This is a genomic window from Glutamicibacter sp. NPDC087583 (assembly GCF_044743685.1).
GTDB lineage: Bacteria > Actinomycetota > Actinomycetes > Actinomycetales > Micrococcaceae > Glutamicibacter.
Genome location: NZ_JBIUWY010000006.1, coordinates 153830 through 166048 on the forward strand (window position 1 = coordinate 153830; position 12219 = coordinate 166048).

General features: G+C 60.0%; 10 protein-coding genes and 3 tRNA genes. 5 read left to right on the top strand and 8 right to left on the bottom strand.

Annotated features, from left to right (window positions below):
* Positions 1-69 precede the first annotated feature (69 nt).
* The 3 genes from ACIOU9_RS14960 to ACIOU9_RS14970 form a co-directional block, all read right to left on the bottom strand.
* Positions 70-146: transfer RNA gene (locus tag ACIOU9_RS14960), tRNA-Arg, on the bottom strand.
* Positions 147-247: 101 nt separating this feature from the next.
* The gene (locus ACIOU9_RS14965; protein WP_332488285.1) at positions 248-823 is read right to left on the bottom strand and encodes a GNAT family N-acetyltransferase; all 576 of its coding nucleotides are present in this window, start codon (positions 821-823) and stop codon (positions 248-250) included.
* A 59-nt stretch (positions 824-882) separates the two neighbouring features.
* Positions 883-959, bottom strand: a tRNA-Arg gene (locus tag ACIOU9_RS14970).
* A gap of 317 nt (positions 960-1276) precedes the next feature.
* Between ACIOU9_RS14970 and ACIOU9_RS14975 the strand changes: the two genes are divergently transcribed.
* From ACIOU9_RS14975 to ACIOU9_RS14985, 3 genes are all read left to right on the top strand, one after another.
* On the top strand, positions 1277-3109 hold the full coding sequence (locus ACIOU9_RS14975) for a phosphoenolpyruvate carboxykinase (GTP) (protein WP_105658807.1): 1833 nt from the start codon (positions 1277-1279) through the stop codon (positions 3107-3109).
* 168 nt (positions 3110-3277) lie between these two features.
* Positions 3278-3805 (top strand): PadR family transcriptional regulator, encoded by a 528-nt coding sequence (locus ACIOU9_RS14980; RefSeq protein WP_105658806.1) that lies wholly within the window; start codon positions 3278-3280, stop codon positions 3803-3805.
* Positions 3802-4884, top strand: coding sequence for an alpha/beta fold hydrolase (locus tag ACIOU9_RS14985; protein WP_402697409.1), 1083 nt, complete (start codon positions 3802-3804; stop codon positions 4882-4884). Before ACIOU9_RS14980 ends, ACIOU9_RS14985 begins: the two co-directional genes overlap by 4 nt.
* A gap of 68 nt (positions 4885-4952) precedes the next feature.
* On the opposite strand, the gene ACIOU9_RS14990 is transcribed toward ACIOU9_RS14985, so the two are convergent.
* The 4 genes from ACIOU9_RS14990 to ACIOU9_RS15005 form a co-directional block, all read right to left on the bottom strand.
* Positions 4953-6128, bottom strand: a complete 1176-nt coding sequence (locus ACIOU9_RS14990; protein WP_105658804.1) for a globin domain-containing protein — start codon at positions 6126-6128, stop codon at positions 4953-4955.
* A gap of 147 nt (positions 6129-6275) precedes the next feature.
* Positions 6276-6734 carry an Rrf2 family transcriptional regulator gene (locus ACIOU9_RS14995; protein WP_332594999.1) on the bottom strand — a complete coding sequence of 153 codons (459 nt, stop codon included), beginning with the start codon at positions 6732-6734 and terminating at the stop codon, positions 6276-6278.
* Positions 6735-6811: 77 nt separating this feature from the next.
* On the bottom strand, positions 6812-7282 hold the full coding sequence (locus ACIOU9_RS15000) for a hypothetical protein (RefSeq protein ID WP_105658802.1): 471 nt from the start codon (positions 7280-7282) through the stop codon (positions 6812-6814).
* Between the two features lie 12 nt (positions 7283-7294).
* A complete protein-coding gene (locus tag ACIOU9_RS15005) occupies positions 7295-8728 on the bottom strand; it encodes a phosphomannomutase/phosphoglucomutase (protein ID WP_166650881.1) in 1434 nt (477 codons plus the stop codon).
* Between the two features lie 167 nt (positions 8729-8895).
* Between ACIOU9_RS15005 and ACIOU9_RS15010 the strand changes: the two genes are divergently transcribed.
* A complete protein-coding gene (locus ACIOU9_RS15010) occupies positions 8896-11016 on the top strand; it encodes a RecQ family ATP-dependent DNA helicase (RefSeq protein ID WP_402697411.1) in 2121 nt (706 codons plus the stop codon).
* 30 nt (positions 11017-11046) lie between these two features.
* A complete protein-coding gene (locus ACIOU9_RS15015; RefSeq protein WP_105658799.1) occupies positions 11047-11964 on the top strand; it encodes a hypothetical protein in 918 nt (305 codons plus the stop codon).
* A 144-nt stretch (positions 11965-12108) separates the two neighbouring features.
* Here ACIOU9_RS15015 and ACIOU9_RS15020 read toward each other — a convergent pair.
* Positions 12109-12200, bottom strand: a tRNA-Ser gene (locus ACIOU9_RS15020).
* Between the last annotated feature and the right edge of the window lie 19 nt (positions 12201-12219).

The following is a 12219-nucleotide window of genomic DNA, read 5'->3' on the forward strand; positions in this document are numbered from 1 at the left end:
GGCACCGCTGCCGTTCCCCGCCGGGATTTAACAAAAAAATTCCCACTCGATCGAGTGGGAATTTTCAGTTGGTGCGCCCAAAGGGATTCGAACCCCTGACCTTCTGTTCCGTAGACAGACGCTCTATCCAGCTGAGCTATGGGCGCATATTCATTTATTAGCCGTCTTGACGACTTGAATAACTTTACACGAGATTTCCGGGGAGCAAGAACCAAAACAGCAAAAAGTGCCGTGATTCACAAAATAACTAGTCGACTACGGAATCACTGGGATTGGAAGCCGAATGATCGTGCAAGATCGCTTGGTAGAGGTTGTGGTTCTGCCAGCGTCCTTCGATCTCCAGATAGTTCGGCGCCATGCCAATTCGGACGAAGCCGTTCTTTTCAAGAACGCGCTGCGAGCCGTAATTGTGGGGGAGCGTACTGGCTTCCAGCCGGTGCAAGCCCAGATCGTTGAGCGCCACCGTGCGCAAGGTGGCCACGGCTCGGGAAGCCAAGCCCCGCCCGGTGTATTCATGATCGATCCAGTAGCCCAGGCTGGCGCTTTGGAATGCGCCACGGGCCACTCCGCTGATATTAAAGCGTCCGATGAGCGCATCCCGTTCGAAGAGCCCGAAGGGAAAGGCCAATCCGCTTCGGCGCGCTTCTGAGGCGGCTGCGAGGTGTGCCGCTTGCCGCGTCTCGGTGAAGAATTCTGCGGGGCGAGCCGGCTCCCAGGGCTCCAGGTGCTGTCGATTGCGCTGGTAGGACTCAGCGACTTGCTTTGCGTCGGCGACTTCCAGCAGGCGCAGGCTGAGCTGGCCGCCTAGAGCAAGCTGTGTCATCGGGCAATCCTTTGGGGGAAACAAAAAATTCCCACTCGAGCGAGTGGGAATTTTTCAGTTGGTGCGCCCAAAGGGATTCGAACCCCTGACCTTCTGTTCCGTAGACAGACGCTCTATCCAGCTGAGCTATGGGCGCATATTCTTTTGTGTGGCTTGTTCTCACGAACCTCGAATAACTATACAGGTCGATTTCGCGCTGTACAAATCGACGGGCAAAGCTAGTGGGTCCAGATGAACATAAGGTTATGTGAAGACGTTGAAAGGGTACCGGTCTACGTGACCTTCGTCACATAATCGAGTCAATTCGTTTAGACCAACCCCCGGAATTTCGGGAATTTTTTCCTTCTGGTCCTCCGGGTTTCACTTTCATGAGGTTTCGATCACACGGCGCTGGAGTTGAGCACCTAATAGCCTTGATTTATTGCAAGTTCAGCCCAATGGAGGGAATGGATAATGAGCACGAGCTCGGATCAGAACGTTATCAGCGCAGCACCTACTTCGCACGAGAAGTTGGCATCCTGGGTTGAGGAAGTTGCCGCACTGACGAAGCCGGATCGTGTTTATTGGGTTGATGGGTCAGCTGAAGAAAATGATCGCCTGACTGCCGAGCTGGTTGAAGCCGGCACCTTGGTCAAGCTGACCGATCCGAACTTCCCTAACTCTTACGCTGGTTTCTCGGACCCCAAGGATGTGGCCCGAGTCGAAGAGCGCACCTTCATCTGCTCCGAAAAGGAAGAAGATGCAGGCTTCACCAATAATTGGGAAGACCCAACCAAGATGAAGTCCATGCTCAGCGGCCTGTTCGATGGCTCGATGCGCGGACGCACCATGTACGTCATCCCATTCGTCATGGGCCCGCTGAACGCGGAAGTGCCTGCCTACGGCGTGGAGATCACCGATTCCGCCTACGTCGTTGCCTCGATGCGCATCATGGCCAAGATCGGCAATGAAGTACTGCGCAAGATGGAAGCCGAGGACGCATTCTTCGTTCCAGCGCTGCACTCGGTAGGTGCACCCCTGGAGCCGGGCCAGGAAGATGTTGCCTGGCCATGCAACGAAGACAAGTGGATCGTGCACTTCCCCGAAGAGCGCGCCATCATGTCCTACGGTTCGGGCTACGGCGGCAACGCGCTGCTGGGCAAGAAGTGCTACTCGCTGCGCATCGCCTCGGCGATGGCCCGCGATGAAGGCTGGCTCGCAGAGCACATGCTCATCCTGAAGCTGACCAGCCCGCAGAACAAGTCGTACCATATTGCCGCGGCATTCCCTTCGGCCTGCGGCAAGACCAACCTGGCGCTGCTGGATCCAACCATTGAAGGCTGGAAGACTGAGACCCTGGGCGATGACATCAACTGGATGCGCATCGGCAAGGACGGCGAGCTGCGCGGCGTTAACCCCGAATACGGCCTGTTCGGCGTGGCGCCAGGCACCGGCTGGTCCACCAACCCGAACGCGATGCGCGCCATCTCCAAGGGCAACAACATCTTCACCAATGTTGCGCTGACCGATGACGGCGGCGTCTGGTGGGAGGGCATGACCGACGAGGCTCCTGCGCACCTGACCGACTGGTTGGGCAACGACTGGACTCCTGAATCCGGCCGTCCGGCAGCGCACCCTAATTCGCGCTTCTGCACCCCGATCGACCAGGTCGACATGCTTTCCGAGGACTACTACTCGCCTAACGGCGTGAAGATCGATGCGATCCTCTTCGGCGGCCGCCGCAAGACCACCATTCCGCTGGTGACCGAAGCCCGCAGCTGGACCAACGGCATCTTCATGGGTTCGACCCTTTCCTCCGAGACCACCGCAGCCGCTGCAGGTGCGACCGGAGTGATTCGCCGTGACCCGATGGCGATGCTGCCATTCATCGGCTACAACGCAGGCGACTACCTGAACCACTGGGACAAGATCTCGAACAAGCTCAACCCAGAGCAGATGCCGAAGATCTTCCTGGTCAACTGGTTCCGCCGCACGGCTGACGGTGGCTTCGCGTGGCCAGGGTTCGGCGACAATTCGCGTGTGCTCAAGTGGGCTGTCGAGCGTATCGAAGGCACCGCGGACGCCCGGGAAACCATCATCGGAAACGTCCCGACCGGCGAGTCCCTGGATTTGGCTGGCCTTGAAGGGTTCACCCCAGCCGACGTTGAAGCGGCAGTAGCCGTCAACAAGGATGAATGGGCTACCGAAGTCGAGGCCATCGAAGAGTGGTACGCCAAGTTCGGCGATGCGCTGCCGGCTTCGCTGCGTGCAGAGCTCGACGGCTTGAAGGATCGCCTGAACGCATAGTTGACTAGGATCTCCAGCAGATCCGCACATGGGAACGCCCCGGTGACTGGAATTCCAGTCACCGGGGCTTTCTCGTGCGCCACGGAGGAATTGTCACAATCCGGGTACAGTTTCCACACGCCGGGGCAAAGTGGGTGCAAAATCAACTATTTATGAAAAGATTGCTCTATGGTTTTGGCACGATTGATTCTCGGGCTGCTGTGCTTGTCGCCCATGACTGGCTACGAGCTCAAGAAGCACTTTGACTCCTCTATTAACCACTTCTGGAACGCAGACAAGGCGCAGATCTATCGCACTTTGGCGCAGCTGGTGGACAAGGGGTATGCCACCGTGCGCACCGTCGCGCAGTCGAATTACCCTGACCGCCAGGAACACCACATCACGGAAACGGGACGTGCGGCACTGGCCCAGTGGCTTTCTGCTGGTGCGGTGCAGTCTCCCGAGCGTGATCCTTTCATGGGGCAGGTGTTCTTCGCCGCCGAACTCGAACGCGATGATATCCAGAGCTTGCTGGAGGAACGCCGCCAAGCCACGCAGTTCATCCTCGATGACTACCTCTCCCAGCGCGAAGGCATTGACATGCGAGCCGCTGCGGACCGTCGCAGCTTCTTGATGGCTGCCACACTTGACCATGCAATCCGACAACAAGCCGCGGAGCTGGAATGGCTCGACGCGGTATTGGAGTACTTGCCATGACTGCAGCCAAAGACCAGAACAAGACCCCTGCAAGCGGTGCCGGGCGCGATGCCACCGATTATCCGGAAGTGCATCCCGGGCGGCATCACGATGGGCAACGGTCGATGAAGACCCTGGTCTTCCTCCACGGCGGAAACGTCGGCAACTGGAGCTGGGACCCGCAGGTTCTGGCCTTTGGCGACTGCAACATCCTGACTCTGCACCTGCCGGCCTTTGGCGCCCGGTTCGAGGAGACCTGGGATGGCCTGGAATCCGCCGCCGATGATGTCGCAGCCTTGATCGCCGACGAGGTTTCCGAAGGCGGCGTGCACCTGGTTGGCATTTCCCTGGGCGGAGTGATTGCTTTGCACGTGGCCGCACGGCATCCGGAGCTCGTTGACTCCGTGCTGATTACCGGCACTCCGGTGACCGGTGTGGGCCAGGCGGCCCGGGCTTTCCAACGGATGCAGCTCAAGCTCATTGGCAGCGAGTGGTTCTGGCGTTTCCAGGCTGGTGCCTACGGAATGGTGGATGATGAGCGCGAGCTGTTCACCGAGCACGGCGTGAAGCTCAAAGCCGAGAACATGCGGGCCATCATGGACGAGATGGACCCGGGGGGATTGCCGCAGAAGCTCGGCTCCTACCGGGGCCCGGTACTGGCCCTCGCTGGAGCCAAGGAGCCGAAAGTTGTGCAGAAATCCTTTGACGCGCTGCGCGCAAGGCTCCCGCAGGTGATCACGCGCGTGGTTCCGGGCATGCACCACCAATGGAATATCGAGAACCCGATCCTGTTCAACTCGGTGCTGCGCAAGTGGATTTCCGATGCGGGTCTGCACCAGATCCTAGTTGATCCGCAGGCTGCGAAGCCGGCACCCGGCGCGAAAGCAACACCGGTGGAACAAGCCGCTGAAGCGCCGGCGAATCAGGACCTGGAAGCCGGGGAGCCCGCGCCGCCAGTTCAAGAAGCCGGGCAGAAGAAGCCTGGCAGGTTCGCCGGGAAAATCGATCCTCGAAAGCTGGACCCGAAAAAGTTCGATTTGAAGAAGAAGGCACCGAAACAGGGTGGCAAGCCGGATCCTCCTGCGGATACCGGAAAATAAAGGCAAAAAAAGTGCTGCAGGCGGATTCCCCATGGATCCACCTGCAGCACGGCTCTGTCACCAGGAAGCTAGGCGGCGAGCCATACATCCGGGCCGAAGACTTCGTAGTGGATACGCTCGGCCGGGATGCCGGCTTCCAGCGCCTGGTTGCGCATTGCATGCATGAATGGCAGCGGGCCGCACAAGTAGACCTGGGCATTCCCGGTCAGTGCGCCGGCGAGATCCATGTAGCCGGACGTGGCGTTCAGCCCCTCCGGCAATTCCCCGCGTTCGAACCAGGTGCTGATGGTGGCTTCTGGCAGCTTGCCGATGGATTCGAGCATCTGCTCGCGCAATGGCCAGGCGGTGGCCGTCTGGTCTGCGTGCAGCACGGTGACCTTGCGGGTGGAGCCGCGTGCGGCCAGGGTCTGCAACGCGGCCGCACTCGGGGTGCAGCCGATTCCGGCGGTGGCGATCACCAGCGGCGAGCCATCGTCATCGATGACCAGGTCGCCATACGGATTCGATAGTTCCACCACGTCGCCGAGTTTCAGGCCATGGTGGATCACGGGGGAGAATTCGCCGTTCACATCCAGTTTGACCGTGACGGTGCGGCGGTCGGTTCGCTCGATGTCGCCGCTCAAGGTGTACTGGCGAACCTGGCGCAGGCCGTCGGCCATCGGCATGCGGACCGAAACGAATTGGCCCGGCTTGGCGACGGTGGCAGGGGTCCGGTCAGCTGGCTCGAAGCTGAAGCAGACCGAATCAACGCCGGTTTCGATGCGCTCGACAAGCTTCCACGGGGTGTAGATCTCGGCGTTGGCCTGCTGCGCGTACAAGCCTTTCTCGATCTTGACCAGCGCGTGGGCCATCAGCCAGTAGACCTCGGTCCAGGCCTCGGCGATCTGCGGAGTCAGCGCCTCGCCCAGGTCTTCGGCGATGGCGTCGAAGAGGTGCTTGTAGACGATGGGGTACTGCTCCTCGGCGACACCGAGGGAAGCGTGCTTGTGGGCTACGCGCGCGAGCATGGTTTCCGGGGTGGTGCCCGGGTACTTGACCAAGTAGGTTGCGAAGACTGCGATGGATCCCGCCAAGGCCTGCTGCTGGGTGCCGTTCTTCTGGTTCGAACGGGAGAAGATTCCGTCGAGCAGTTCCGGGTGCGCGGTGAACAGGCGGTTGTAGAAGTTCGGGGTAATGCTGGAAATGCGCTCTGCGATGATTGGCAACGTGGCTTCAACGACCGGGAAGGACTTCGTGGACAGCATCGGGTCTCCTTGGCGTAGGCGATAACTTGTATTACAGATACAAGATTTATGATTCATTTCTACGCCTAGTAGAAAAGGATTGCAAATCCACCGGCCGGTATTCGTAACAGAAATCGGCGATGCGACCCCCGGGGGGACGCAGGGGAATCAGGAAAGGGCGCGCACCGTCGGGAAGGGGAGCGCCGTGAAGGGCATCGCGGATGATGCCGGGCAGATGTCCTGGATGGTCAGCGGGTCCAGGGAAGCGTAGAAAGCTTCGCGAGCCTGCCGGAAGACTGCCCGCAAGCGGCAGTTGCCCGAAAGCGGGCAGTTGGATTGCGCGTCATGATCGGAGCAATCCACAATATCGGTGCGCTTGTCCAACTTGCGCAGCAGTGAGCCGAGGGAAAAATCCAGTGCTCCATCGCTCAGCTGCGCGCCGCCATTGCGGCCGCGGGTGACCTGCAGGATTCCCAGCGTGCGCAGTTCCAGGACGGCTTTGGCCACGTGGTTGTAGGGAACCCCCACGGACTCGGCGATCTGGCGGCTGGTCAGTTGCCCGGTGCCGGGCGTTGCAAGGACCATGACGGTTCGCAAGCATACGTCGGTGAAGGCACTGAGTTTCATGATTCCTACTTTACGTGGGAAAAGCATTCCGGGGTCAGCATAGTGACTATGCCGACCCCGGAATCACCAACTGCGGTCTAGAGCGCGTTGGCCCAAATGGCTTCCGCCGACTCTGCCGCTGGCTCGTCGAAGATCCATTCGCCGCCTGGCTCTGCAGGCATGGTGTACGGCTGCACGATGGCCAAGGCCGCACCGACACGGTGCTCGGCCACAATGTGGATGGCGTCCTGGTCGTTTTCCTGGAGCAGCACATCCGAGGCGACGGCGATCGCCTGGAAGTGGGTGCCCTGCTGGTTCAGCACCTGCATCAGGTCCGCAACCATGGCTTCGGTGTCGATGTCGGCTTCCGGATCCTCAGGATCATCCGTTGGCGGAACAGCGATCAAGCGCAGCTCCGGCTCGTCTTCCTCTTCCTTCGGCTCCAGCGCGATCGCGAAAGGCAGGAACACGCCCTGCTCTTCGAGCTGTTCGCGGGCCACGCCCAGGGCGGTGCCCAAGACCTTGTTCAGCGCGTCCTTGACGCCCTCATCCAGTTCTTCGAGGTTCATGTCTTCCCTTTGCTAGTTGGTGACGTTCTTTTCACGCACGATAGCCAGAACGGCATCGCGGATGGGCTCAATGATTTCTGCGGTCCGGCCTTCGCCGTTGAAACGCAGGAATGGTTCGGTGTTCGATGGGCGGAGATTGATCCACCAGCTGCCATCGGCCGCTGAAATGGTCGTGCCGTCCATGGTGATCACTTCTACTGGCTGGTCTTGGAAATGCGACACGACCCGGGCAGTGGCACCTGCCTTGTCCTCGACCTCTGAATTGATTTCACCGGTGGCAGCGTAGGGTTCGTATTCGGCACCCAGCTCGGAGAGCGGCAGTTCCTGCTCGCCCAAGGCGGCCAGCACATGCATGGCAGCGAGCATGCCGGTATCGGCATTGTAGAAGTCGCGGAAGTAGTAGTGGGCGGAATGCTCGCCGCCGAAGACCGCGCCCTGCGAAGCCATTTCAGCCTTGATGAAGGAGTGGCCTACGCGGGTCATCACCGGAACGCCTCCGGACTTGGCGACGAATTCAGGCACCGCCTTGGAAGTGATCAAGTTGTGGATGATCACCGGGGACTCTTCGCCAGCTGCCTGCACACGGGCGATTTCGCGCACCGCGACCAGTGCGGTGATAGCCGAAGGGGACAGCGGCAGCCCGCGCTCGTCGATCACGAAGCAGCGGTCGGCATCGCCGTCGAAAGCCAGGCCGAGATCGGCCCCGTGCTCCAGTACTGCGGATTGCAGGTCCTTGAGGTTTTCCGGTTCCAGCGGATTGGCCGGGTGGTTGGGGAAAGTGCCATCCAGCTCGAAATACAGCGGAACAATTTCGAGCGGCAGCTCAGCGAGCACCGTACCCCCAAGAACTGCAGGGGTAGTCATGCCGCCCATGCCGTTACCGGCATCCACCACGATCTTCAGCGGACGAATGCCCGACAAGTCCACCAATTCTCGCAGGTATGCTGCATAGTCGGCCAGCACGTCGCGCTCGCTGATGCTGCCCTGCGGGGCGTCACCGGAGACCGGCAGTCCCTCGTCAAGGTACTGCTGGGCCAGGTCGCGAATGTCGAAAAGACCGGTAGCCGAAGAAATCGGGCGGGCGCCAGACTTGGACATCTTAATGCCGTTGTACTGGGCGGGATTGTGGCTGGCGGTGAAGACAACACCGGCGGCATTGAGCTTGCCCGATGCGAAGTACAGCTCATCGGTGGAGATCAATCCGAGCATGATCACGTTGGCGCCGCGGTAGGTGGCGCCACGAGCGAAGGCTTGGGCGAATTCTGCGGAAGACGGGCGCATGTCACCGCCAACCAGTACTTCCTTGCCGGACAGGGACAGGACGTCGACAAAGGCCGCGCCGATGGCTTCAATTGCTTCGGCATCCAGGTTCTCGCCGACTACGCCGCGTACGTCGTAGGCCTTAAAGCTCTGATTAAGATCAATTTCTTCACTCACGCCTTTCAGCCTACCGGTTTGACTGATTCAAATCATTGAGAACTAGGCGATTGCGGATGGGAAATGCCTAACATTTCAGCTATTTTCCCCTGCCGGCACCGCAGCTTGCGAGAGCTCATCCACAATTAGCGGACGCCACGGGCTAAATCGTGGGCAGGAACTGAAATACTGGAGGCATGGATGGCTCAACGCAAGTGGATCTGAAAACGCTGGCACTGCAGAAACTGCGCGCACTGGTGCAAAACCCGGACGCGCAGTTCCATGATGGCCAGTATGAAGCGATCAGCGCACTGGTGGCCGAGCGGCGCCGCGCACTGGTCGTCCAGCGTACCGGCTGGGGCAAGTCCGCCGTGTACTTCATCGCTTCCCTGCTGCTGCGAGAACAGGGCTACGGGCCAACACTGATCGTTTCCCCGCTGCTGGCATTGATGCGCGACCAGGTTGCGGCCGCGGAGCGTGCTGGAGTCCGCGCTGCGGCCATCAATTCGGCCAATGTGCTCGAATGGCGTGAAATCCTCGAAAAGCTGCAACGCAATGAGCTCGATGTGCTGCTGGTGTCCCCGGAGCGTTTGAACAATCCATCCTTCCGCGAGCAGCAGCTGCCGATGCTGATGCAGCGCTTGGGCCTGCTGGTCATCGACGAGGCGCACTGCATTTCGGACTGGGGCCACGATTTCCGCCCGGATTACCGCCGCATCCGGGACCTGATCGCCCGATTGCCTCAGGGCCTCCCGGTTTTGGCGACCACTGCAACAGCGAACAGCCGAGTAGTCCAGGACGTTGCCGAACAGCTGGCCGGCGGCACCGAGGAGGTCTTCACGCTGCGCGGCACCCTGGCTCGCGACTCGCTGCGCCTAGGTGCCCTGCGTCTGGCTTCGCCGCGCATGCAGTTAGCCTGGTTGCTCAGCCACATCGAGGACTTCAAGGGCTCGGGCATTATCTACACCCTGACGGTTTCTGCGGCCGAGGATATTGCTCGCCTGCTCAAGGATGCCGGGCACGAAGTTGCTGCCTACACCGGGCGCACCGATTTGGAAGAACGCGAACGCCTTGAACAAGCGTTGAAGAATAACGAAGTGAAAGCGCTGATCGCCACGAGCGCCTTGGGCATGGGCTTTGACAAGCCAGACCTCGGTTTCGTCTTGCACATCGGTGCCCCCAGCTCGCCCGTGGCCTACTACCAGCAGGTGGGCCGTGCCGGGCGTGGGAGCATCAACGCAGATGTCCTGCTGCTGCCCGGGCCCGACGACTCGGAAATTTGGGAATACTTCGCCACCAGCTCCATGCCGGACCAGGTACGCGCCACCCAGGTGCTCGAGGCCTTGGCCAAGACCGACGGTGCGATGAGCGTCCCGGCGCTGGAAAGCGCCGTGAACCTTCGCCGCTCGCCACTTGAGCTGTTGCTGAAGGTGCTGGCCGTGGATGGTGCGGTGGAGCGTGTTGCCGGCGGCTGGATGCGCACCGACATGCCATGGACCTATGATGCCGATCGGTACAAGCGAGTGGCGCAGAGCCGAATCCATGAACAAAACCTCATGGTCAGTTACGAGAACACTCGCGGATGCCGCATGCAGTTTCTGACCGACGCCTTGGATGATCCCCAGTCTGCTCCCTGCGGCCGGTGCGACAACTGCGCTGGCGTTTGGTTTGACGACCATATTCCTGACGATTCGAAGGACAGCGCGCAGGCGGCACTTGGACGGGTGGGAGTTCCTATTGAACCGCGCAAGCTGTACCCTTCGGGACTGGACCGGCTGGGGTACACGCTCAAGGGCAAAATCGCTATTGACGAGCAGGTGGCCACGGGCCGGGCGCTGGCTCGCCTGACCGACCTGGGGTGGGGCAACCGATTGCGCCAGCTCTTTGCCGACCCCACCGATTCCCCTATCGACAAGGCGATGTTCGATGCGTGCATCAAGGTGCTTGCCGAATGGAATTGGGAGGAACGTCCAGTGGGCGTTGTAGCCATGCCATCGAATAAGCGTCCCCAGCTGATCACCTCCCTTGCTCAGGGCCTAGCTGAGGTGGGACGGTTGCGCTACCTGGGGCAGCTCGAATATCGCGGTGCTGGACCACAGAATGGCCCGGGCGGGAATTCCGCTTTCCGTGTGGCTGCGGTTGCCGATGCTTTTGAACTTCCAACGCAGCTCGAACAGCTCATTGCCGACGCTCCAGGGCCGGTGCTGCTAGTTGATGATCTGGTTGATTCCCGGTGGTCCATGGCGATGGCTGGGCGGGCCCTGCGCATCGCCGGCGCACCGGGTGTCATGCCTTTCACTTTGGGCGTAGCCGGGTAATCGCACAGTTAAACAAAGTAGTCTGGAAGTATGGAATTTCTCATCTGGCTCGTTGTCCTCATCGCAGTGATTGCCCTGGGCTACTTCGGTCTGCAAGCGCTGCGCAAGAAGAACACTGCGCAAATCGCGCAGGCGATTTCCCGTGAAGCAGCGCAGGCGGCAAACGCGAGGCTGGATGATGCTTCACGCAATTCGGTGTACCGCAATCTGGCCAAGGGCGACGTCATGGGCGCGGTCAAGGATTTCCGCGCTGCTACTGGCGACTCGGTCAAGGATTGCGTGATTGCAGTACGCAGCCTCGACAAGTACCCGCAGACAGCCCCTGCCAAGGAATTGCCGAATGATGATGCCGAGATCAAGGCTTTGAGCGACAAACTCGAAGCTCAAGTTGAGCGCGAAGATCGTGAAGCGGCCGCCACTGCCGCAGAGGATGCCACACCAGCACCTGCCGATGACACTTGGGTTGTACCCCAGGAATGGAGCGAGCAGTTCAGTTCCCTTCAGGAACCAAGTGCTACGCACTTCAAGATGGCGTTCGAACTTGATGGCGAGAACCGCGAATTTTCCAGCGAACAACTGCCGGCAAATGAATACGACCAGCTATTCTCCATGCTGCGGGATTCCAATTTTGAAGAAGCGGCAAAGATCCTGCACGGCTATACGGATCTGCCGGTCGAAGACCTGGAACGCATGATCGCGACGTCTCCCATGTCTGGCGCCAGCGCCAACGGCAATATTGCAGACTTCCGCTTTGAAGGCCAGGGCCCGGATGGTCCAGTGCATTTCGATGCTGCCGAACTTCCAGAAGCTGACCGCGAAGCGCTCTTCGACGCAATCGCCGATACCGATCTGGACCGGATGTCGGAAATCATTGTTCGCCACACCTCGTTGCCAGAGGATATCGTGCAGAACATGCTGCGGACCTTCGTTAAGCGCGACGACCAGTAGCGGAGAAACTGCTGTCCTGGAGTTTTGAAAATCCCCCGGATCCACCGAAAAATCGGTGAATCCGGGGGATTTTCCGTATTCGGAACGTTCTCGTCGAAAAAGTGCCATATGAACGAAAAACCCCCTACCTGAGTAGGGGGTTCTTGGCGGACACGGGGGGATTTGAACCCCCGGTCGAGTTTTAGCCCGACCCTTCATTAGCAGTGAAGTCCATTCGGCCGCTCTGGCACGTGTCCATCCGCTGTTTCCAGCAGA

Coding starts and splice junctions, on each gene's coding strand:
- ACIOU9_RS14965 (WP_332488285.1), bottom strand. CDS start 823: ATGACACAGCTTGCTCTAGGCGGCCAGCTCAGCCTGCGCCTGCTGGAA.
- ACIOU9_RS14975 (WP_105658807.1), top strand. CDS start 1,277: ATGAGCACGAGCTCGGATCAGAACGTTATCAGCGCAGCACCTACTTCG.
- ACIOU9_RS14980 (WP_105658806.1), top strand. CDS start 3,278: ATGGTTTTGGCACGATTGATTCTCGGGCTGCTGTGCTTGTCGCCCATG.
- ACIOU9_RS14985 (WP_402697409.1), top strand. CDS start 3,802: ATGACTGCAGCCAAAGACCAGAACAAGACCCCTGCAAGCGGTGCCGGG.
- ACIOU9_RS14990 (WP_105658804.1), bottom strand. CDS start 6,128: ATGCTGTCCACGAAGTCCTTCCCGGTCGTTGAAGCCACGTTGCCAATC.
- ACIOU9_RS14995 (WP_332594999.1), bottom strand. CDS start 6,734: ATGAAACTCAGTGCCTTCACCGACGTATGCTTGCGAACCGTCATGGTC.
- ACIOU9_RS15000 (WP_105658802.1), bottom strand. CDS start 7,282: ATGAACCTCGAAGAACTGGATGAGGGCGTCAAGGACGCGCTGAACAAG.
- ACIOU9_RS15010 (WP_402697411.1), top strand. CDS start 8,896: ATGGATGGCTCAACGCAAGTGGATCTGAAAACGCTGGCACTGCAGAAA.
- ACIOU9_RS15015 (WP_105658799.1), top strand. CDS start 11,047: ATGGAATTTCTCATCTGGCTCGTTGTCCTCATCGCAGTGATTGCCCTG.